The sequence below is a fragment of the Mesorhizobium sp. CC13 genome, assembly GCF_039907765.1.
Taxonomy (GTDB): domain Bacteria; phylum Pseudomonadota; class Alphaproteobacteria; order Rhizobiales; family Rhizobiaceae; genus Aminobacter.
Genome location: NZ_JARDJI010000002.1, coordinates 430,348 through 452,727, shown reverse-complemented (window position 1 = coordinate 452,727; position 22,380 = coordinate 430,348). Strand labels below are relative to the sequence as shown.

The 22,380-nt window shown below is 66.1% G+C and carries 18 protein-coding genes; 10 read left to right on the top strand and 8 right to left on the bottom strand.

Features of this window, described 5'->3' with window-relative positions; all coding sequences use genetic code 11:
• The first annotated feature begins 185 nt into the window (after positions 1-185).
• From topA to rpmG, 6 genes are all read left to right on the top strand, one after another.
• Positions 186-2,777 (top strand): type I DNA topoisomerase, encoded by a 2,592-nt coding sequence (gene topA / locus PV773_RS05255; RefSeq protein WP_347965324.1) that lies wholly within the window; start codon positions 186-188, stop codon positions 2,775-2,777.
• 6 nt (positions 2,778-2,783) lie between these two features.
• Entirely contained in the window at positions 2,784-5,099 is a 2,316-nt protein-coding gene (gene rnr / locus PV773_RS05250) for a ribonuclease R (RefSeq protein ID WP_347965323.1), read from the top strand.
• Positions 5,100-5,101: 2 nt separating this feature from the next.
• The gene (locus tag PV773_RS05245) at positions 5,102-5,539 is read left to right on the top strand and encodes a DUF983 domain-containing protein (RefSeq protein ID WP_347965322.1); all 438 of its coding nucleotides are present in this window, start codon (positions 5,102-5,104) and stop codon (positions 5,537-5,539) included.
• 73 nt (positions 5,540-5,612) lie between these two features.
• A complete protein-coding gene (locus PV773_RS05240) occupies positions 5,613-6,353 on the top strand; it encodes an NUDIX hydrolase (RefSeq protein ID WP_347965321.1) in 741 nt (246 codons plus the stop codon).
• Positions 6,354-6,364: 11 nt separating this feature from the next.
• Positions 6,365-7,561 (top strand): MFS transporter, encoded by a 1,197-nt coding sequence (locus tag PV773_RS05235; RefSeq protein ID WP_347965320.1) that lies wholly within the window; start codon positions 6,365-6,367, stop codon positions 7,559-7,561.
• Between the two features lie 103 nt (positions 7,562-7,664).
• Positions 7,665-7,832 (top strand): 50S ribosomal protein L33, encoded by a 168-nt coding sequence (gene rpmG / locus PV773_RS05230; RefSeq protein WP_019173400.1) that lies wholly within the window; start codon positions 7,665-7,667, stop codon positions 7,830-7,832.
• Between the two features lie 414 nt (positions 7,833-8,246).
• Here the strand turns inward: rpmG and PV773_RS05225 are convergent, their stop codons facing one another.
• Together PV773_RS05225 and PV773_RS05220 are read right to left on the bottom strand one after the other, a co-directional pair.
• Complete coding sequence (locus PV773_RS05225) at positions 8,247-9,620, bottom strand: PleD family two-component system response regulator (protein WP_347965319.1); 1,374 nt, start codon at positions 9,618-9,620, stop codon at positions 8,247-8,249.
• 30 nt (positions 9,621-9,650) lie between these two features.
• On the bottom strand, positions 9,651-10,022 hold the full coding sequence (locus PV773_RS05220; RefSeq protein WP_108607955.1) for a response regulator: 372 nt from the start codon (positions 10,020-10,022) through the stop codon (positions 9,651-9,653).
• Positions 10,023-10,233: 211 nt separating this feature from the next.
• Here PV773_RS05220 and PV773_RS05215 point away from each other — a divergent pair, with 211 nt between their 5' ends.
• Complete coding sequence (locus PV773_RS05215; protein ID WP_347965318.1) at positions 10,234-10,533, top strand: DUF3572 domain-containing protein; 300 nt, start codon at positions 10,234-10,236, stop codon at positions 10,531-10,533.
• Positions 10,530-11,183, top strand: coding sequence for a hypothetical protein (locus PV773_RS05210; protein ID WP_347965317.1), 654 nt, complete (start codon positions 10,530-10,532; stop codon positions 11,181-11,183). The genes PV773_RS05215 and PV773_RS05210 overlap by 4 nt, the downstream gene beginning before the upstream one ends.
• A gap of 108 nt (positions 11,184-11,291) precedes the next feature.
• Here the strand turns inward: PV773_RS05210 and folK are convergent, their stop codons facing one another.
• The 3 genes from folK to folP are packed head-to-tail and all read right to left on the bottom strand — an operon-like array spanning position 11,292 to position 13,005.
• Positions 11,292-11,807, bottom strand: coding sequence for a 2-amino-4-hydroxy-6-hydroxymethyldihydropteridine diphosphokinase (folK, locus tag PV773_RS05205; RefSeq protein WP_347965316.1), 516 nt, complete (start codon positions 11,805-11,807; stop codon positions 11,292-11,294).
• Entirely contained in the window at positions 11,791-12,150 is a 360-nt protein-coding gene (folB, locus tag PV773_RS05200; protein ID WP_347965315.1) for a dihydroneopterin aldolase, read from the bottom strand. The genes folK and folB overlap by 17 nt, the downstream gene beginning before the upstream one ends.
• Positions 12,151-12,156: 6 nt before the next feature.
• Complete coding sequence (gene folP / locus PV773_RS05195; RefSeq protein WP_347965314.1) at positions 12,157-13,005, bottom strand: dihydropteroate synthase; 849 nt, start codon at positions 13,003-13,005, stop codon at positions 12,157-12,159.
• 150 nt (positions 13,006-13,155) lie between these two features.
• Between folP and PV773_RS05190 the strand changes: the two genes are divergently transcribed.
• Positions 13,156-13,770: a DUF922 domain-containing protein gene (locus tag PV773_RS05190; RefSeq protein WP_347965313.1), complete on the top strand. Its 615-nt coding sequence runs from the start codon at positions 13,156-13,158 to the stop codon at positions 13,768-13,770.
• Between the two features lie 3 nt (positions 13,771-13,773).
• Here PV773_RS05190 and PV773_RS05185 read toward each other — a convergent pair whose 3' ends face one another.
• The 3 genes from PV773_RS05185 to PV773_RS05175 form a co-directional block, all read right to left on the bottom strand.
• The gene (locus PV773_RS05185; protein ID WP_347965312.1) at positions 13,774-14,802 is read right to left on the bottom strand and encodes an NAD(P)/FAD-dependent oxidoreductase; all 1,029 of its coding nucleotides are present in this window, start codon (positions 14,800-14,802) and stop codon (positions 13,774-13,776) included.
• An 84-nt stretch (positions 14,803-14,886) separates the two neighbouring features.
• Positions 14,887-15,207, bottom strand: a complete 321-nt coding sequence (locus PV773_RS05180) for a 2Fe-2S iron-sulfur cluster-binding protein (RefSeq protein ID WP_347965311.1) — start codon at positions 15,205-15,207, stop codon at positions 14,887-14,889.
• 97 nt (positions 15,208-15,304) lie between these two features.
• The gene (locus PV773_RS05175; protein ID WP_347965310.1) at positions 15,305-15,679 is read right to left on the bottom strand and encodes an Hpt domain-containing protein; all 375 of its coding nucleotides are present in this window, start codon (positions 15,677-15,679) and stop codon (positions 15,305-15,307) included.
• Positions 15,680-15,958: 279 nt separating this feature from the next.
• Here PV773_RS05175 and PV773_RS05170 point away from each other — a divergent pair, with 279 nt between their 5' ends.
• Entirely contained in the window at positions 15,959-22,321 is a 6,363-nt protein-coding gene (locus tag PV773_RS05170; protein ID WP_347965309.1) for a kinesin, read from the top strand.
• Positions 22,322-22,380: the final 59 nt, after the last annotated feature.

Sequence of the window (22,380 nt, the reverse complement as noted above, 5' to 3'; positions counted from 1 at the left end):
AATCGACTACAGATTGCAACATCTGCAGGTCAATAACTTTAGGTTGCATTACTGGGCAGACCGCCCGTTTTTGCCCCCCTCCCCTTGACCGGACGAAAAAGGGCGGCCATTTGACGTGCGAATTGAAATCTGTCCGTCACGCGCCTCAGCCGTTGTCCGGCGCTTCACTGGAAAATCAGCCGCATATGGACGTCGTCGTCGTCGAGTCACCCAACAAGGTGAAGAGCATCAACAAGTACCTGGGCCGGAACTATAAGGTTCTGGCCTCGTTCGGTCACGTCCGCGACCTGCCGGCCAAGGACGGATCGGTGAAGCCAGATGACGACTTCGCCATGTCCTGGTCCGTCGACACGGCGTCTGCCAAGCGGCTTTCCGACATCGCCAAGGCGGTCAAGGACGCCGACGGGCTCATCCTCGCAACCGACCCGGATCGCGAAGGCGAAGCCATTGCCTGGCACGTGCTGGAAGTGCTCAAGCAGAAGCGCGTGCTGAAGGACAAGTCGATCAAGCGCGTCGCCTTCAACTCGATCACCAAGCAGGCCGTGCTCGACGCCATCGCCAACCCGCGCGAGATCGATCCGCCGCTGGTGGATGCATACCTGGCGCGACGCGCGCTCGACTACCTCGTCGGCTTCACGCTGTCTCCGGTGCTCTGGCGCAAGCTGCCCGGCGCACGCTCCGCCGGCCGCGTGCAATCGGTGGCGCTGCGCTTCGTCTGCGACCGCGAGGCCGAGATCGAGCGCTTCGTGCGCGAGGAGTACTGGCAGATCGCCGCGATCCTGGGCACGCCGCGCAGCGAGAGCTTCGAAGCCAAGCTCGTCGCCTACGACGGCAAGAAGCTGCAGAAGCTCGACATCTCCTCGCAGGGCCAGGCCGACGACATCAAGGCCATGCTCGAAGGCGCATCGTTCAAGGCGCTTTCTGTCGAGGCGAAGCCTACCAAGCGCAATCCCGCGCCGCCCTTCACCACCTCGACGCTGCAGCAGGCGGCTTCCTCGCGCCTCGGATTCTCGGCGACCCGAACCATGCAGGTGGCCCAGCGCCTCTACGAAGGCATGGACCTCGGCGGCGAGACCACCGGCCTGATCACCTATATGCGTACCGACGGCGTGCAGATGGCGCCCGAGGCGATCGGTGCCGCCCGCGACGCCATCGGCAAGATGTTCGGCGCGAAGTACCTGCCCGAGAAGCCGCGCTTCTACACGACCAAGGCCAAGAACGCTCAGGAAGCCCACGAGGCGATCCGGCCGACGGACTTCAACCGCAGCCCGGCCGAGATGCGCAAATATCTCGATGCCGACCAGGCTAGGCTCTACGAGCTGATCTGGAAGCGCGCCATCGCCAGCCAGATGCAGCCAGCCGAGATCGAGCGCACCACCGTCGAGATCGAGGCGCGCAACGGCGCCAAGCTCGCGGGCCTGCGCGCCATCGGTTCGGTCACCCGCTTCGACGGCTTCATCGCAGCCTACACCGACCAGCGCGACGAGGATTCGGAGGACGAGGAAAACCGCCGGCTGCCCGAGATCCGCGCCGACGAGACGCTGAAGCGCGAAACCATCAACGCCACCCAGCATACGACCGAGCCGCCGCCCCGCTACTCCGAGGCGAGCTTCATCAAGAAGATGGAGGAGCTCGGCATCGGCCGTCCGTCGACCTATGTCGCGACGCTGAAGACGCTCGAAGACCGCGACTACGTGAAGATCGAGAACCGCAAGCTGGTGCCCCAGCCGAAGGGGCGGCTGGTGACGGCCTTCATGGAGAGCTTCTTCGAGCACTATGTCGAGTACGACTTCACCGCCTCGCTGGAGGAGAAGCTCGACGAGGTCTCGGACGGCAAGCTCGCCTGGCGCGACGTGCTGCGCGACTTCTGGAAGGATTTTTCGGGCGCCGTCGACGAGATCAAGGAACTGCGCGTCACCGACGTGCTCGACGCGCTGAACGAGGAGCTGGCGCCGCTGGTCTTCCCGGAACGCGAGGACGGCTCGAATCCGCGCATCTGCCCGAAATGCGGCACCGGCAACCTGTCGCTCAAGCTCGGCAAGTTCGGCGCCTTCGTCGGCTGCTCGAACTATCCCGAATGCGGCTACACGCGCCAACTCGACGGCCCGAACGGCAATGGCGAGAACGGCGGCCTGGAAGACGGCACAAAGGTTCTCGGCACCGACCCCTACACCAGCGAGGAGATCACGCTGCGCAGCGGCCGGTTCGGCCCCTACATCCAGCGCGGCGACGGCAAGGACGCCAAGCGCTCCAGCCTGCCCAAGGGATGGACGCCGGCAACCATCGACCACGAGAAGGCGCTGGCATTGCTGGCGCTGCCGCGCGACGTCGGCCAGCACCCCGAAACCGGCAAGATGATCTCGGCCGGTCTCGGCCGCTACGGCCCCTTCGTGCTGCACGACGGCACCTATGCCAATCTCGAGAGCATCGAGGACGTATTCTCGATCGGCCTAAACCGGGCCGTGACCGTGCTCGCCGAGAAGCAGTCCAAGGGCAAGGGCGCGCGCGGCGGCGGCACGCCGGCAGCGCTCAAGGACCTTGGCGCACACCCCGGCGGCGGCGGCAACGTCACCGTCCGCGACGGCCGCTACGGACCCTATGTCAATTTCGGCAAGGTCAATGCTACCTTGCCGAAGGGCAAGGACCCGGCCTCGGTGACGCTGGAGGAAGCCCTCGTCCTGATCGCCGAGCGAGAGGCGAAAGGCGGGGGAGCCAAGAAGCCGGCGCGCGGCGGAGCCAAGAAACCGGCCAGCAGCAAAGCCAAAAAGAAGGACTGACCCACCTTGGCGCGCAAGATTTCCGGACGAAACGCCGGCTCCAGACGCGCCGCAAGCGACGAGGTCAGGGGCAAGGACGTCTATCGCCCCTCGCGCGACGAGGTTCTCCGCTACATTGCGGAGAATCCGGATCGCAGCGGCAAGCGCGACATCGCCAAGGCTTTCGCGCTCAAGAACGACGACCGCATCTGGCTGAAGAGCCTGCTGCGCGACCTGCAGGACGAAGGGCTGCTCGAGAAGAGCCGCAAGCGCCTGCACCGGGTCGGACAGCTCGCGCATGTCGCGGTGCTCGACATTTTCGGCCGTGACGAGGAAGGCGCGCTTCTGGCCCGCCCGTCGGAGCAGCCGGATGGCCCCGTCGTCCAGATCAGGCTGCCGCGCGGCGGCAACGGGCCAACGCCCGGCGTCGGCGACCGCGTGCTCGCCAAGACCTTTCCGATCGAGGACCACATCGGAACCGAGAACGAACCGGCCTACACCGCGCGGGTGATGAAGGTCTTCGAGAAGCGTACCGACACGGTTCTCGGCATCTTCCGCATCCTCGCCGACGGCACCTTCCGCATCGAGCCGGTCGAGCGCCGCCAGCCCGAACTGGTGGTCGACAAGGAATTCCAGAACGACGCCAAGCCGGGCGACCTGGTCGAGGTCGAGCCGGCCCGCGCGAGCCGCTACGGCCTGCCGCGCGCCAAGGTGCTGTCGGTGCTGGGTTCGCTGACCAACGAGAAGGCGGTCTCGATGATCGCCATCCACGCCCACGAAATTCCGCACATCTTCCCGCAGGAGGTCATTGCCGAAGCCGAGGCCATCCGGCCGGCCACGCTCGACGGACGCGAGGACTGGCGCGACCTGCCGCTCGTCACCATCGACCCGGCCGACGCCAAGGACCATGACGACGCCGTCTATGCCGAGCCGGACACCGACGAGAAGAACGTCGGCGGCGTCATCGTCACCGTCGCCATCGCCGACGTTGCAGCCTATGTGCGGCCGGGCACCGCACTCGACCGCGAGGCATTGAAGCGCGGCAACTCGGTCTATTTCCCCGATCGCGTCGTGCCGATGCTGCCGGAGCGGATCTCGAACGACCTGTGCTCGCTGCGCGAAGGCGTCGACCGTCCGGCGCTCGCGGTGCGGATGACATTCTCCGCCGAGGGCCGCAAGGTAAGGCATTCCTTCCACCGCATCATGATGCGGTCCGCCGCCCGCCTCGCCTATCCGCAGGCCCAGGCCGCGGTCGACGGAACGCCGGACGACAAGACGACACCGATCCTGGAAACCGTCCTCAAGCCGCTCTGGGCGGCATATGACGTGCTCAAGCGCGGCCGCGACGCACGCCAGCCGCTGGAACTCGACCTGCCCGAGCGCAAGATCCTGCTCAAGCCGGACGGCACCGTGGACAGCGTCGTCGTGCCCGACCGCCTCGACGCCCACAAGCTGATCGAGGAGTTCATGATCCAGGCCAACGTCTCGGCCGCCGAGACGCTGGAGAACAAGAAGCAGAAGCTGGTCTACCGCATCCACGACGGCCCCTCGCTCGCCAAGCAGGAATCGCTGCGCGAGTTCCTCCAGACGATCGGGCTGTCGCTGGCGCGCGGCGCCCAGATGCGGCCGAGCCAGTTCAACGGCATCCTCGAGCGCGTCCGCGGCGAAGACAACGAGCAACTGGTCAACGAAGTGGTGCTGCGCTCGCAGAGCCAGGCCGAATACAACCCCGACAATATCGGCCATTTCGGCCTCAACCTGCGCCGCTACGCCCATTTCACCTCGCCGATTCGCCGCTATGCCGACCTCATCGTCCATCGCGCCCTGATCGGCTCGCTCGGCCTCGGCGCCGGCGGGCTGATGCCCTCCGAGGAAGCGCGACTGGAAGAGATCGCCGGGCTGATCTCGCAGACCGAACGCCGCGCCATGGCGGCCGAGCGCGACACCGTCGACCGGCTGATCGCCGGATTCCTGGCCGAGCGTGTCGACGAGACCTTCGACGCCCGCATCTCCGGCGTTACCAAGGCGGGACTATTTGTCCAATTGCCGCAATATGGCGCGGATGGTTTCATCCCCGTGTCATCCTTGGGTGACGATTATTATCACTTCGATGAAGCTGCCCGCTCGCTGTTCGGGGAGCGCACCGGCAAGGGATATCAGCTGGCCGACCGCGTTCAGGTCAGGCTGGTCGAAATCGCCCCGCTCGCCGGCGCCATGCGCTTCGAGATGCTGACCGAACCGAAGCCCCTGCCCGGCTCGAAACGGTCGTTCCACAAGGCGAAGGGGCAACGAACGCGTGCCCGCGCCTCCCAGCCGAGACGAGGACCGCGCGGCAGGAGATGACTATGGAAGAACAGGTTTTCGGCGGCGGACACCAGCAGGTCGACCGGCAGGCGCGCCCGCTGTGGCCCGCGATCAAGCGGGGCCTGTTGGGCAAGTGCCCGAACTGCGGCGAGGGCAAGCTGTTTGCATCCTTCGTCAAGACCGTCGAGCGCTGCGCCGTCTGCGGCGAAGAGATATTCCACCATCGCGCCGACGACCTTCCCGCCTATCTCGTCGTGGTGATCGTCGGCCACATCGTCGTCGGGGCCTTCATGGCGGTGGAGGCGACGAGTTCGCTATCCACCTGGCAGCACCTGGCAATCTGGGTGCCGCTGACCATCATCTCGGCCCTCGCCCTGCTGCGCCCCGTCAAGGGAGCGGTCGTGGGCATGCAGTGGGCACTCTACATGCACGGTTTCGGCGGCGAGGACGACGAGATCAAGGGCCATCCCGAGGCGTGAGCCTCCGCTGGCGCAATGCCCGCCTGCGGCCAAGCGCTTCCCTCCACCCCGACATTCCGTTAGGACAGCCGCGATGGATGGCATCAGCAAAGCAGAACTCGACCGGCTCGAGGCGCGCGAGATGGCGAGCGGCCCCGCTCCGCTCAGGCCGCGCGACGCGGCGACCCTCATCCTCCTCGAACGCAGAGGCGGCGACGTGCTGGTGCTGATGGGACGCCGTCACATGAAGCACGCCTTCATGCCCGGAAAATTCGTCTTCCCCGGCGGCCGCACCGATCCGGCCGACAGCCGCATCCGCGTCGCCGACGAACTGCATCCCATCGAATTGGAAAAACTGCGCGCCGGCATCGGACGCGTCAGCGTGGCCCGCGCCCGTGCCATCGCCCTGTCGGCCATTCGCGAGACCTATGAGGAGGCCGGGCTGCTGATCGGAAGGCGCAGCACCTTCGCCACCACCAAGCCCGACTGGCAGGGGTTTGCCGAACAGGGGGTGGAGCCCGCCCTCGCTCCCCTGCGCTTCATCGCCCGCGCGATCACGCCTCCGGGACGCGTCAGGCGCTTCGACACGCGCTTCCTTTCGGCCTGGCGTAGCGACGTTGCTGTCGAACTGCCGGAAGGCGGGCCGACCAACGAACTCGAGGAACTGGTATGGCTGCCGCTCGAACAGGCGATGCAGGCCGACATTCCCGAGATCACGCGGTCGGTGCTCGGCGATCTCAGGCAGCGGCTGGAGGGCGATCCGGACCTGAGCCCCGGTGGCCGGGTGCCTTTCTACCGCATGCTCAACAAGCGCTTCCGGCGCGTCATTCTGTAGGCCGCCCAGCTATGAACGAGACCATCCGGGAGGCCGAGAGCGACGAGCGCGTGCATTGGCGATCGATTTCAGCCGCCATCGCGTCCATCAGCGTCGTCGGCATAGCCATCGGGCTCGGCATTCCACTGCTCAGCGTGATTCTCGAATCGCGCGGCTATTCGTCGTCGATGATCGGTCTCAACACCGCCGTCGCAGGCATCGCCTCGATCGTCGCGGCCCCTCTGGCTACGCCGATAGCCATGCGCTTCGGTGTCGTCTGGACCATGCTCGCAATGATCTTCGCGGGAGCCCTTGCCTTCGTCGGCTTCCACTTCGCCGGTGCCTTCTGGATGTGGTTTCCGCTCAGGGCCATCCTCCACTTCGCGCTCACCGTGCTGTTCATCCTGTCGGAGTTCTGGATCAGTGCGTGCGCGCCGCCCCATCGCCGCGGCCTTGTGCTCGGCGTCTACGCCACCGTTCTGTCGCTCGGCTTCGCCGCCGGCCCGTGGATCTTTTCCCAGATCGGCAGCGACGGCTTCCTGCCCTTTGGACTGACTTTCGGACTGGTGACGCTGGCTTCGATCCCGGTGCTGCTCGCACGTGCCGAAAGCCCCCGGATCGTCGCCGAAGGCGGCAGCGGCGGCTTCTTCCGCTACATCTGGATCGTGCCCACCGCGACGGCCGCGGTGCTCGTGTTCGGCGCGGTCGAGACCGGCGGCTTCGCGCTGTTTCCGGTCTACGGGCAGCGCATCGGCTACAGCGAGGGCGACGCGGCGATGCTGCTCACCATGATCGGCCTCGGCAACGTCATCCTGCAGATCCCGATCGGCATGATCAGCGACCGCGTGCGCGATCGCCGCACGCTGCTGCTCGTCTGTGCCGCCACCGGCCTGGTCGGCACCCTCGCAATGCCGTGGATCGCAGGCAACTGGCACGTCATGGCCGGCATGCTGTTCGTGTGGGGCGGCGTGGTCGCCGCCCTCTACACCGTGGGCCTCGCCCATCTGGGGGCGCAGCTGTCCGGCCGCGACCTCGCCTCCGCCAACGCCGCCTTCATCTTCTGCTACGGACTGGGCATGATCCTCGGCCCCCAGGCGATCGGCATCTTCATGGATGTGTTCGGCCCCAACGGATTCGGCTGGGCCCTGGCTGTGTTCTTCGCCGGCTACATGGCCCTCGGACTGGGCAGGATCGCCGTGAAATCGAGGCTTTCGCGCTCTGAGGCTTGACTTTCCGGGCGCGATCTTTATGTGTCGCGCCAAGTTTTCCGCGTCCGGGGTCGTTTCCCGTCATGAGGCGGTTGCAACACCAGACATCTAACGGACGAGAATCATGGCCAAGGCTGCAAACATCAAGATCAAGCTTCTGTCGACCGCCGACACCGGTTTCTTCTACGTGACGAGCAAGAACAGCCGCACGAAGACGGAGAAGCTGTCGTTCCGCAAGTACGACCCGGTCGCCAAGAAGCACGTCGAGTTCAAGGAAACGAAGATCAAGTAATTCGGGTCCATATCCGATTGCCAAACGCCGCCCTCCGGGCGGCGTTTTCGTTTGGCACGGCAGCCAGGCGATTTCGCGCGGCCAGACGGCCGCGGCCCCTTGCCTTCGACGATGTTGGCGAAAGTCGGATAAAGGGGGCCGGTCGGCTATCTGGCAGCGGTACGAGGAGGCCACTATGTGCCAGAGCCGGCCGGCCGACCCCACGGACCCAGGAGATGCGGCGGACCTGAGCATCATGGGGTATCGAGCGAACTTGCCGGCCTAGCTCCTCGTGCCGACGTCCGTTCGTGTTCTCATTTCCACAGTCGCGCAAGATTACTTGAAAATCAACACTTTCTTAACCACGGCCGCGAATCGCGTGGAACAAGGTAAACAATTGAGCTTAACGCTACTGACCATTCGGAGGTTGCAGCCCTACGCAGCGCTTGCAACCACCCGATTTCGGCCAGCGGTCTTGGCGTCGTAGAGCGCAAGGTCGGCACGCTTCATCAGGCCGGCGACGCTGTCGCCTTCCTGCCGCAGCGACGACACGCCGACGCTGACGGTGACCGGTATCGGCTTGTCCGCGCCGCTGACTGCAAACGGCGTCTGGGCAACCTCATTGCGGATCCGCTCGGCCACGACCTCGGCGAGAGCCCCGTCCGTGTCGGGCATCACGATCACGAACTCCTCGCCGCCAAATCGGCATGCAAGGTCGATGCCCCGGACGCTTTTCCTCAATCGGCGCGCAAATTCGCGAAGCACCTCGTCGCCACCGTCGTGGCCATAGGTGTCGTTGACCTGCTTGAAGCGGTCGAGATCGGTGATCATCACCGAGAGCGGCCGCCGCCGGGCGACGGCACGCTCGAACAGCTTCGGCAGGTGACCGTCGAGATAGCGGCGGTTGTGCAGGCCGGTCAGCCCGTCGGTGACGGCCATCTCGATGGTCTGGCTGACGCTCTGGCGCAGTTCGTCGTTGTAGCGCTTGCGCCGCACCTGCGTACGCAGGCGTGCAATCAGTTCCTGCGGGTCGAGGGGGCGAACGAGATAGTCGTTGATGCCCAGCTCAAGCCCCCTGATGATGCGCTCGTCCTCCTTGGTCCCGGCCAAGAGCACGATCGGCAGCGAGCGCGTGCGTTCGAGCGAGCGCAGCTGCGAGCACAGCCGCAGCGGGTCGAACGCAGCGAAGCCGGTGGAGACCATGACGCACTCATAACCGCCCTCGGCAGCCTGGAAGAGGCCGGCCTGCGGGTCCAGAGCAAGGTCCACTTCGGCAGCCCCGTCGAGCAATGCGCATATGTGGGAGGCGGACGAAGTCTGCTCGTCGATCAACAGCACCCGTGGCAGCGAATCCTGCAGCAGGCCGGAATGCGACAGCAGACCTTCGACGCCGATCCTGTGGGTGGACGACGCGCGCAGGCGCAATTCGTCGGTCAGCATCTTGAGGCGCACCAGACTCCTGACCCGCGTCACCAGTTGCAGGTCGTTGACCGGCTTGGTGAGGAAATCGTCCGCGCCTGCGTCCAGCCCGCGCACCCGGTCCGCTGCCTGGTCGAGCGCCGTCACCATGACGACAGGGATGTGGGAGGTGGCCGGCTCGGCCTTCAGCCGGCGGCAAACTTCGAACCCGTCCATGCCCGGCATCATGACGTCGAGGAGCACGACATCGACGTTGCCGTTCTCGCAGGCGGAAATGGCGTCAGGTCCGTTCGAAGCCGTCGAGACCTCGAAATACTCGGCAAGCAGCCGGGCCTGGAGCAGCTTAGCGTTTGCCGGAATATCGTCGACAACGAGGATGCGAGCGGTCATGCCGGTACCCTGTGACAACAGGCGAGCATGTCAGGCGTCGCCGAGATAGGATTTTATCGTCTCGATGAAGCGAGGCACCGAGATCGGCTTGGAGATGTAGGCCTCGCACCCGCCCTGGCGGATGCGCTCCTCGTCGCCCTTCATGGCAAACGCGGTGACGGCGATCACCGGGATCGTGTGGAGGTCGTCGTCCTCCTTCAGCCATTTGGTGACCTCCAGCCCCGACACTTCGGGCAACTGGATATCCATCAGGATGAGGTCGGGCCGATGCTTGCGGGCGAGGTCGAGCGCCTCCAGGCCGTTGCGCGTGCGCACGGTCTCGTAACCGCTTGCTTCGATGAGGTCGCGGAAGAGCTTCATGTTGAGCTCGTTGTCCTCGACGATCATCACCTTCTTAGCCATCGAATTTCCGTCCGGATTGCGCGCCGCGATTCGGCAACAATCATCCTGCGCGCCGACCGCGCACGCCAAGCCCGAATCCGACAATAACTCAAGAACATTACGAAACGTAAAACGCCGCTGCCAACCCACGACTGGTTGAACCACGCTTTGCGGGTTGCCGTGCGACCGGCTTGCCGCTACTCCGTGAGGCATGGCAATGATCGGAGCGCACATGCTCAAGGATGACAAACAGCGCGAAAACGCCGAATCCCTGGCGATCCGGGCGCTCGGCTTCGTTGCATCCGATGCCGAACTGCTGCCGCGTTTTCTGGCGATCACCGGCATAGAGCCGCACCAGATCCGCCGCGTCGCGACCGAGCCGGGCTTCATGGCGGGCGTGCTGAACTTCGTCCTTGCGCATGAACCGACGCTGCTGCGCTTTGCGGAAGAGGTGGGCATCGCCCCCGGCGACGTCGCCAAGGCCCTGCGCGCCCTGCCGCTTGGAAACGACGACTACGACCGTTCGACATGAGCGACGATCCCGAGACCGCACGCCAGATCGCCGAACTCGCCCGAGACAGCCGACCGCTGCTGGTGCTGGACGTGGACGAAGTGCTGCTCGAATTCACCGTACCCTTCATGCGCTTCCTCGAGGCACAGGGGTGCGAATTGTTGCTGAGGTCGTTCAGGCTGACCGGCAACATCGTCGACCGCCGGAGCGGCAGCGAACTGAACCAGGAGGCGGTCAGGTCGCTGATCGACGGGTTCTTCCACGCCCAGCGCGAATGGCAGACGGCGACGCTTGGCGCTCGCGAGGCGGTGGCTACTCTGGCAGCAGAGGCGGAGATCGTGATGCTCACGGCCATGCCGCATCGGTATCGCGACGTCCGGCGGCTCCACCTCGACGCGCTGGGATTCCCCTACCCGCTGCTGACGACCGAGACCGCCAAGGGCCCCGCACTCAAGCTGCTGAGGGGCGACAGCGGCCGGCCCGTCGCCTTTGTCGACGACATTCCCCACAACTTGGTGTCGGTGCGCGAGGCGGTCGCCGACGCGCACCTGTTCAACCTGATGGCCTTTAGGGACATGCGCCGGCTGCTGCCCCCGCTTCCCGACGGCATCGTCGTGACCGACGATTGGGACGAAGCCGCCGTGAAGATAGCAGCGGCGCTCGGCCTCTAGCGCATCCGGGCGAGGCCGCGCCCGATCACTCAACGCAGAGAAAAGACAGCCAGTTGGAGCGACATGTTGATGTCGTGTCCAAAGCGGCGAGCTTCACGCGTCATCGCCCTAGGCGCGCCACCAGTCGCGTCCGCTGTCGAGCTTTTCGATGCCGGAACTGTCCAGCCCGAGCGCCCATTCGGCGGCAGTCTTGCCGGCCAGCACCAGGTCCGGCGCGATTTCGGCCAGCGGCACCATCACGAAAGCCCTGTCGAGCATGCGCGGGTGCGGAATCTCCAGCCCGACGTCGCTGACATTCGTGTCGCCGTGCAGGAGCACGTCGATGTCGATCAGGCGCGGCCCCCAGCGCTCGACGCGAACCCGCTTGAGGCGGCGCTCGACGTCGAGGCAGAGCTCGAGCAGTTCGAGCGGCGCGAGCGAGGTCGCCACTTCGGCCGTCACGTTCAGGAAGTCGGGCTGGTCGACCTTGCCCCAGGGCGGCGTCCGGTGCAGCGACGAGACGGAGACGACCCGCGTGCTGCCGCTGGCGTCGAGCAGGTGCAGCGCCGTAGCCATCGTCTTCGCCGGGTCGCCGAGATTGCCGCCCAGGCTGAGAAAGGCGCGCTCCTCAACGTGGCCAGACAACGGTCACCTCTACGTGGTCCAGCACGCCGCGCACCGGCGCATTGGGCTTGCGGACGGTAATCTCCGCCTTCCTGATCTGCGAGAACCTGTCGCAGAGCGCCTTGCCGACCTCCTGCGCCAGCGCCTCGATGAGGAAGCGCCGCTGACCCGTGACGATCTTCTCGATCACCTCGAAGGCGATGCCGTAGTCGACGGTGCTCTGCATGGAATCCTCGTCGAGAGGACGGTCCGGATCGACGGTCAGCTCGGCGTCGACATAAAAGCGCTGGCCGAGCGTCTCCTCCTCGTCCAGCACGCCGTGCCGGGCAAAGAAGGCGCAGTTCTTCATGCGGATCAGGTACATCGGCGGTCAGCTTCCCCGGGAATTGTTCTGGCGCGCCAGCATAGCATCGGCAAAGGCGAGCGCGTCGACGTTGATTGCGACATTGTGGACGCGAAATATACGCGCCCCTTTCATGCGGAGTATGACACTGGTGGCCGCGGTTCCGGCATCGCGGTCGGCGGGTTCGCGCCCGGTGACATGGCCGACGAAGCGCTTGCGCGAGGTGCCGGCGAGCAGCGGATAGCCCAGTTGCGAAAGCTCGTCGAAACGCGCCATCAGGTCGAGGTTCTCGTCGGCCTCCTTGGCGAAGCCGAAGCCCGGATCGAGGACGATCTGCCCCTCACTTACACCCGCCTGACTGGCGATCTCCAGTGAGCGCCGCAGAAACAGCAACTGGTCGTCGATCACGTCCGCCAGCTTCTGGCGTTCGCGGCCGGTATGCATGATGACCAGCCCTGCCCCGGTTTCCGCAGCGATCCTGGCGATGCCCGGCTCGCGCTGCAGGCCCCACACGTCGTTGACGATGTGCGCACCGGCCTCGACCGCCAGGCGCGCGGTCTCCTCGCGATAGGTGTCGATCGAGATCAGCGTGTCACCGGCAGCGGCCAGTGCCGCGATCACCGGCAGGACCCTGTCCTGCTCCTCGGCCGCGGATACGGAAGCTGCGCCGGGCCGCGTCGACTCGCCGCCTACATCGATGATCGACGCCCCTTCGTCGCCCATGCGGCGCGCCTGGTCGAGGGCGCGGTCGAGGCCTTCGAAGCGGCCGCCGTCGGAAAAGCTGTCCGGCGTGACATTGAGGATGCCCATGACGAGCGCCTTGTCGCCCAACTCGACGTGGCGCCCATGCGCCAGTTGCCATCGTATGCCGGTCATGTCGTCGCCACAAAAGAAATCCAAAGCATCGACCGCGTCACGAAATATCAACGCTTCGCACGTCAATTCGCGGACGGTCACTTTTTGCGGCGCCTTGAATTCCGTTGCGCCGCCACCGCCCCTAACGCAAGGTAGGCCAAGAGGCAACTAATGAAGCATCTCCTCCTCGCCGCCATCCTTGCCGTCGGCACCGGCCTTCCGGCCCAGGCTGCCAATGTGTCGAAGAGCTATAGCTACTTTACCATCACCGGCAAAACGCTCGACGAGATCGAAAGCCAGCTCATGACCCGCGGGCCCGAGGTGAAGAGCACCGGAGGGCGGCACCCCGGGGCGACGCAGATGGAGTTCACCACCCGCATCGGCTACTCCGAGGTCAAGGGCGGCTGCGCCATCGTGTCGGCCCACGTCACCGTCAAGGCCAAGGTCATCCTGCCGCGATGGCGGCAGAGCGGCAAGACGGCCCAGGAGGTCAGGCTGATCTGGGACACGCTGTCGGCCGACATCAAGCGCCACGAGGAGAGCCACGTGGTGATCGCCAAGAACCACGCGCGCGAACTCGAACAGGCGTTGCGCGTCATCGGCAAGAACAAGACCTGCCAGGCCGCGGCAGCCGAGGCCAAGGCGACGAGCGAGCGCATCCTCAGCCGGCACGACCGCGCCCAGGCGGAATTCGACCGCATCGAAGGCATCAACTTCGAAAGCCGGATCATGCGGCTGCTGCGCTACAGGCTGGAGCGGATCGACGCGGGCAAGCTCAAGGGCTGAAGCTCAGTCGGGAACGCCGAGCTTCCTGTGCAGGCTGGTCGACGAGGTCGTGTACTGGAAGACGATCCGCTCCTTGGGGCTGACGACGTGCTTGGCCGCCTGGGCCATGAGCGCCGCCTCGTGAAAGCCCGACAGGATCAGCTTCAGCTTTCCCGGATACCAGTTGATGTCGCCGATCGCGAAGATCCCCGGAACCGAGGTCTCGAACTTCTCGGTATCGACCGGGATCTGGTTCTCGTGAAGGTTGAGCCCCCAGTCGGCGACGGGGCCCAGCTTCATCGTCAGACCGAAGAATGGCAGCAGCCGCGTGCACGCGACCTCGACCTCCCCATCCGGTCCCTTGACCTGAATGGAGCGCAATTCACCGCCCTCGCCGTTCAGCCCTGAAACCTGGCCGATGACAAGGTCGATCGCGCCTGAATCGGCAAGCGCATGCATCTTGTTGACGCTGTCGGGCGCGGCACGGAATTCCGGCCGACGGTGTATCAGAGTGACCCGCCTGGCGACGGGCTGGAGGTTGAGGGTCCAATCGAGCGCCGAGTCGCCGCCGCCCACCACCACCACGTCGTGCCCGCGCAGGTCCTCCATGCGCCGCACCGCATACTGGACGCTTGCGCCTTCGAAGGCCTCGATGCCTGGGATCGGCGGTCGCTTCGGCTGGAACGAGCCACCGCCCGCGGCGATCACCACCACCTTCGCCTCGAACACCTCGCCCTCGTCGGTCGTCAGGCGAAAGCCGCCGCCCTCCAGGCGCTGCAGGGCGCTGACCATGCGGTTGAAGGTAAAGTCAGGCTTGAACGGCGCGATCTGCAGCAGCAGCTTGTCGACCAGTTCCTGCGCGTTGATCGCAGGATAGCCGGGAATGTCATAGATCGGCTTTTCCGGATAGAGCTCGGCGCACTGGCCGCCGGGCCGGTCGAGAATGTCGATCAGATGGCAGCGCATGTCGAACAGGCCGAGTTCGAACACCGCGAAGAGCCCGACGGGCCCCGCACCGATGATGAGAACGTCGGTCCTGGTGATTTCGCTCACGGCCACCCTCGCCTCTCATGCACGCAACCGGGACTGTGCATGACGCGACAGTTCATGCCAAGCGAAGCGAACGTCGCCTCGCCGTCAGCCCTGTCGTTCGGGCACGGTGACGACCAGCCCGTCGAGTTCGTCGCGGACCTTGATCTGGCACGACAGGCGCGAATTCGGCCGCACCTCGTAGGCGAAGTCGAGCATGTCTTCTTCCATGGCCTCGGGTTCGCCGACGACCGGCATCCATTCTTCGTCGACATAGACGTGGCAGGTCGCGCAGGCGCAGGCGCCGCCGCACTCGGCCTCGATGCCGGGCACGGCGTTGCGGATCGCGTTTTCCATTACGGTCGAACCGTTCTCCGCCTCGACGTCGAAACGCGTCCCGTCATGGGCAATGTAGCTAAGCTTGGTCATGCTCGTTCCTGAGAGAAGTCACCCGGCAGATAATCACTCCACCGAGCAAGTCAACAGCCGCGCGATTTCGCCGCGTCCTGTCGATTTGCGGACACCGCTAGCGATTGATGGCGGCGATGTAGTCGCGGGCTTCGTCGATCAGTCGCGAAAGGCGCTGCACTGGTGCCGGATCGTCCGGCCGGCTTTCGATCTCGGCGACGCAATCGGCAATGGCGAAAGCGCCCACGCCGCGCGCCGACCCCTTGAGCGCGTGAGCCAGCCTGAGCTTCTCGGCAAGGTCCGACGAGGCCAGGCTGTCGCGCACCGAAAGCGCATGATGAACAAACAAATCGAGCACTTCGCGCTCGATCTCGCGGTCGCCCATCGACTGCCGCCCGAGGTGATCGAGGTCGATCGGACGCCCGCCTGCACTGCCCGAAGATTCGCCGCCCGGTTTGCCGAAGGCCACGGAATCCGTTTCGCGGGCTGCCATTGAAGCCCTGTCCGTCCACTCGCCCATGGGTTGGTAGACTAGGGGCCGCATGTGGATAACCCGTTAACCCCGCAAAGCCAGGAATCCCGCGGAAACGGGGCTCATAATCACTCCAGTGTTAACCTTATATTTAAACTTTTACGTATCCGGGCGAATGCAGGTTTTCTTTACCGGTTTGTGTCACTACGATACGGGCGGTCCATAATGAGCCTCGTACGCGGACAAAAATAGGACAAAAAGTCCAGCAATTCCGCGTCGTTAGTACAGGGTAGCGAAGGCATGGCGAAAAAGTCCACTCCGATCAAGAACATCGATATTGACGTAGCCAAGGAGCTCGAAGAGGCCCTCGACTTCGACCTGACCGGTGCCGATGACGGCGGGTTGGACATGGCTGCCTCGATGGAAGATCTGGAAGCACAGATCTCGCAGGCGGCGGAAGAACTCGCGCGCGAAAGCAATATGCAGAAGCCCGCGCAGCCGAAGAGCGAGCCGGCTCCGGCACGCGCCGCAAGCGTCGTCGCGGAGCCCCCGACCGTATTGCGTCCAGTCGAGACGCGCAGCAGCCAGCCGCTTCAGCCCGAAGGCTTCAAGCCCGCCAACGACGAGCGCCAGAAAGACTACAAGAACCTGCTGCACAGCCTCAACCGGCGTGCGTCCAGCACCGTCTACTGGGCGGTCGGGTTCGTTTCGGTGGCATGGGCGGCCGGCGGCGTAGCGCTGGCCGACCGCTTCGTCACGCCCAGCATCTGGAGCATCAGGTCGCTCGACGACATCCTCGCGCGTCCCAGCCTGCTCGCATTCGCGACCGCGACGGCCGTGCCGATCGCACTGTTCTGGGCCTTTGCCTCGATGGTCCGCCGCGCCCAGGAGATGCGCCTGGCAGCGCAGTCCATGACCGAGGTCGCCTTCCGGCTCACCGAGCCGGAGAACATGGCCCAGGACCGCGTCATGATGGTCAGCCAGGCGGTGCGCCGCGAAGTTGCGGCCATGGGCGAAGGCATCGAGCGCACGCTCGCGCGCGCCGTCGAACTCGAGACCCTCGTCCATACCGAAGTCAGCCAGATCGAACGCTCCTACTCGGAGAATGCCGCGCGCATCCGTTCGCTCGTCGACGGGCTCGGCAGCGAGCGCGAAGCCGTGGTCTCGCACGCCGAGCGCGTCCGCGCCTCGATCGCCGGCGCGCACGAGACCCTGCGCGACGAGCTCGGATCGGCCAGCGACATCATCCGCGACAGCATCATGAATGCGTCGACCAAGCTGTCGATGACCATCACCAATTCCGGAGATGCGCTGATCGACCGCCTGAACGAGGGCGGCATGGGCCTGTTCGAAGCGATCGACGGCCGCCTGGATTCGATCAGCGACCGGCTGTCGACCTCCGGCGAAGCCTTCGCCAGCCTGCTCGACACGCGCATCGCCAAGCTGACCCAGAGCACCGATCACGTAACCCGCTCGCTGACCGAACTGCTCGACGACCGCACCTCGGGCATGGTTTCGCTGCTGGGCGGCGCCGCCAAGACGATCAATTCGGAGTTCGAGACCAGCCTGCACAACATCGAGCGGACGCTGGCGGAGCGCGGCCAGGCGCTCATCGGCGAGTTCCAGACCCGCGCCGAGGCGCTCGACACCGGCACCGCCAAGCTCAACGCCGCACTCGAAGCACGTGCCCGCCAGATCAACGAAACGCTGGTCGAGCGCGCCCGCGAGATCGCCACGACATTCGTCGAGGGCCGCGACTCGCTGTCGGCGATGATCGACCAGGGCAAGACCCAGATCGGCACCGACCTCGCCGACATCATCACCTCGACCTCTACCATGCTGGAATCCCGCGCCAGCGACTTCGCCGGCCGCATGGAGGCCGCGCGCCTGCATGTGTCGCGCGCCTTCGACGGCGACATCCAGCGCCTTTCGGACGCCCGCGTCGGCATCGAGCAGGCCGTCGAGGATCACACCCGCAAGCTGTCGGAAGCACGCGACCGCATGGCCGCGGCCCTCAAGGACGACCTCAGCAAGTTCGCAGAGGGCCGCGCCAGCATCGAGGCCGCCGTCGGTTTCCAGGTGCAGAAGCTGGCAGAAGGCCGCAGCCTGATCTCGCGAGCGCTAGACGACGACATGCGCAAGCTCGAGCAGTCGCGCCAATCCATCGACGACACGCTCAGCAGCCAGTTCAGGCAACTCGCCCAAGGCCGCGAACAGCTCGCCCAGGCGCTCATGGAAGACTCTGAGCGCCTGGTCCAGGCCCGTACGAACATTGACGAAATGGTCGCCGGCCATGTCGGCAAGCTGGCCGAGGGCCGCAACATCCTGTCGCGCGCTCTGGACGCCGATCTCACCAAGCTGGCCGACAGCCGCAGCAGCATCGACGGACTTGTCGCCGGCCAGGTCGAGAAGATCGCGGAAGGCCGCGCCGTGCTGGCCAAGGCGCTGGAGACCGACCTCGAAGGCATCAAGGCCCTCGTCGATGGTCATTCCTCGAAGCTGGCTGCCGACCGCGCCGAGCTGACACGCAGCCTCGAAGCCGACATATCGGGCGTCCACAACCTGATCGAGGCTCACGCCGGCCGGCTGTCGGAAGAACGTACGCTCTTGTCCAAGACGCTGGAATCCGATCTTGCCAAGCTGGCCGAGAGCCGCGCCGGCATCGATGGTCTCGTCGCCGGCCAGGTCGAGAAGCTGGCCGAGGGCCGCGACATCCTCAAGCGGGCGCTCGAATCCGACCTGAACACGATCCGCTCGACCATGTCGGCCCAGGCCGAGCAGCTCGGCGAGGATCGCGCCATGCTTTCGCGCTCGCTCGAAGCCGACCTCGAGAAGGTCCGCGGTCTGGTGTCGAGCCACGCTGACAACCTGGCTTCGGAACGCGGCGCGCTGTCCAAGGCGCTGGAGGACGACCTCGCCAAGCTGGCCGAGAGCCGCACCGGCATCGACGGCCTCGTCGCGGGCCAGGTCGAAAAGCTGGCCGAGGGCCGCGACATCCTCAAGCGTGCGCTGGAGGCCGACCTCAACGCCATCCGCGGCTCGATGTCGGCACAGACGGACAAGCTCGCCGAAGACCGCGCGGCGATGGCCCGAGCGCTCGAGGCCGACCTCGACAACGTCCGGGGCTTGATGTCGGGTCACGCCGATCGGCTGGTGGCCGAACGCGGCGCCCTGTCCAGGGCGCTGGAGGACGACCTCGCCAAGCTGGCGGAGAGTCGTTCGGGCATCGACGGCCTGGTCGCCGCCCAGGTCGAAAAGCTGGCAGAGGGCCGCGATATCCTGCGCCGCGCGCTCGAAGCCGATCTCACCAAGATCGACGGCATGATGCTCGGCCAGGTCGACAAGCTGGCAGCCGGCCGCGACACGCTCACCAAGGCGCTCGAAGCCGACCTGGCCATGCTCAGCGAAAGCCGCGCTACCATCGACGGCATCGTCACCGGCCACGTCGGCAAGCTGGCCGAGGGCCGCGACACCCTGGCGCGCGCGCTGGACCAGGACCTCGGCAAGCTCGCCGACGCGCGGCGCGAGGTCGACCTGGCGATCGCCGGGCATATCGACCAGATCGCCGCCCGCCGCTCCGATATCTCCGACGCGCTCGCTGGCGACATCGAGAAGATCGAGGATGCATTCCGTCGCCAGACCGGCGTCATCGAAGAGCGCACCGGCACCATGGAGCGGGCGCTTTCGCTCGGCATCGACAATGTCCGCGGCGTGCTCGAAAAGAGCGCGGTCTTCGTGGCCGGCGCGCTGCGCGACAAGGTGATGGAAGTCACAGCCGCCCTCAACGAGGAGGCCGGCAGGGCCTTTACCGATGCCGACCGGGTCATCGCCGAGCGCGCCGAGCAGACGTCGAGCGCCCTGCTCTCCCGAGCCGAGGACATCGCCCGCGCCTTCGAGGATGCGGACCGCAGGCTTGCCGCCCGCGCCGAGGAGACGTCGAGCTCGCTGCTCGCCCGTGCCGAGGAAACCGCCGACACGCTGTCGGCCAAGGCGGGCGAGATCGCCCGGACATTCGATACGGCAGACCGCTCGCTCATCGCACGCGCCATCGAGACGGCGGAATCGCTGTCGTCGCGTGCCGGCGACATCCTGCGCAACTTCGACTCCGCCGATGAACGGCTCGCCCTGCGCATCGGGGAATCGGCCGACGCGCTGGCGGCACGCGCCGCCGAACTCGGCCGCATCTTCGATACGGCCGACGAGAAGCTTGCGGCACGCATCGCCGAAGGCGCGGATTCGCTCGGCGACCGTGCCGGCGAACTCAGCCGCATCTTCGATGCCGCCGACGAGCGCATCGCAGCCCGTGTCGCCGACAGCTCGGCAACGCTCGGCAGCCGCGCCGGCGAAATCGTGCGCAACTTCGAGGAGGCCGACGAAAGGCTCGCCGCCCGCGTGTCGCAGACCGCCGACGTGCTGGCGACCCGCGCAGCCGAGATCGGAAGCGCCTTCGAGAACGCCGACAGCCGGATCGCCGCGCGCGTCGAGCAGTCGGCCGACACTTTGCTCGGACGCGCTGCCGAGATCAGCCGCGCCTTCGACGAGGCCGATGGCCGCATTGCAGCACGCATCGATGTGACCTCGCAGTCCCTCTTGGGGCGGGCGACGGAAGTCGGCCAGGCCTTCGACGACGCCGGCCAGCAGCTTGCCGCCCGCATCGCCGAAAGCACATCGGGCATCGGCGAGCACGCGGCGCAGATCGCCAACGCCTTCACCGAGACTGAGCAGCGCGTGGTGGCGCGCGCCCACCGCACGGCAGCCGAACTCGACGCCCGCGCCAAGGCGATCGAGGAAACGCTCGCCAATGTCGACGAGCGCCTCGCCCGCGGTGCGGAAGGCGTCGGAGCGCGCATCGACGAACACCTGTCGAGCGCGCAGAACCGCCTCGCCTACGGCGCCGAATCGATGGGCGAGAAGCTCGCCGAGCAAGTTGCCCAGGCCGAAGCTCAACTGGTCGCCCGCGCCAATGTGATTGCCGAGACCTTCACGGCCGTCGGCCAGCACATCGGCCAGAGCACCAACGAAGCCGCGCGCACCATCGGCACCAACACCCGCGAACTCAACGCCATGCTGGCCGAGCGCTCGAACGAGATCGCCAAGATCCTCGACGAGACCGCCCGTCCGCTGGTCGAGCGTTTCGCCGAGGGCGGCTCGGAGCTGCAGCGGAGCATGGAGGAAGCCACCGCCCGCGCCACCGAGAAGCTGCGCATCGAGAACGCGAGCCTGGTCGACGCCATTTCCAGCCGCACCGCCGAAACCCTGTCGGCGGTCGAGGGCGCCCGGTCGACTTTGGCCGAAAACGTCGCCGACCTCATCGGCCGCATGTCGACCTCGAGCAACCAGCTCGGCGAGCTGATCGAACGCGCGGCGCAGAACCTGGCGACCGTCGACGACCGCCTGACGAGCAGCACCACGGCCTTCTCGGCGACCACCGACAAGGCGGCGCAGACCTTCGCAAGCGCTGCCCGCCTCGTCGATTCGAACACGAACCGCCTGACCGACCTGTCGTCGAGCACGCTGCGCGAGGTGGCCTCCATCGCCACCAAGTTCGATGAGCACAGCCGCCTGCTGTCGAGCGCCTCCAACCTGCTCGCCTCGGCCCAGAGCAATCTCGAACACACGCTCGAGCGGCAGTCGTCGCTGGAGGACCTGGCCGTCGGCCTGGTCAAGAAGTCGGAGGAACTCGAGCGCGTCATGCAGTCGTTCGAGCGCCTCGTCGGCCAGACGCTGGAAAGCGCCGAGGGCAAGACGATGGAATCGGCCGAGAAAATCCGCAGCACCATCGCCGACGTCGTCGAAACCGCCACCAAGCGCTTCGCCGATGCGACCGACGACATGCGCCGCACCGCGGGGTCGATCAAGACCGAGCTCGAAAGTACCCGCGCCGAACTCAAGAAGGGTGTGCTCGACATGCCGCAGGAGGCCAAGGAATCGACCACGGCCATCCGCCGTGCGGTTTCCGAGCAGATCAACGCGCTGAAGGAACTCTCGGCCATCGTCGCCAAGTCGGGCCGCACGGTGGACGTGTCCGACGCATCGCTGCGCACGCCGCCGCAGGCGCCGCGCCGCCCTGCGCCCCAGCCGGAACGCGGCGAGCCGCATGTCCCGCTCAGCGGCGGCACCGGCCTGCGCGGCACGCTCGACATCGAGCGCCCGGCGGCTCCGGCCCAACAGGCTCAGCCGGTGCGCGAACCGGCCAGCCGCGCCCAGCAGGGTGGATGGGTGCGCGACCTCCTGACGGGAGCCTCGCGCGAGCAGGAGCCGGCCCGTCAGGCAGCACAGCCCGAGCCGCGCGCGGTACCGGCGCAACGCTCGCCGCTGCATGTGGTCGAATCGCTCAACTCGCTGTCGGTCGACATTGCCCGCGCGATCGACCACGACGCCTCGATCGAACTGTGGAACCGCTATCGTCGCGGCGAGCGTGACGTCTTCACCCGCAGGCTCTACACGCTGAAGGGCCAGCAGACCTTCGACGAGATCCGCCGCAAGTATCAGGGCGACGCCGAGTTCCGTTCGGCCGTCGACCGCTACTGCGACGACTTCGAGAAGCTGCTCAAGGACGTGTCGCGCAACGACCGCGACAACATGATGACCCAGACCTACCTGACATCGGATACGGGCAAGGTCTACACGATGCTCGCTCACGCCGCCGGCCGCCTGAAGTAGGGCGGCTGCCGGAAGGCAGCAGGACTCCAAGGCAAAGGGCAGCAGGTTCGTACCTGCTG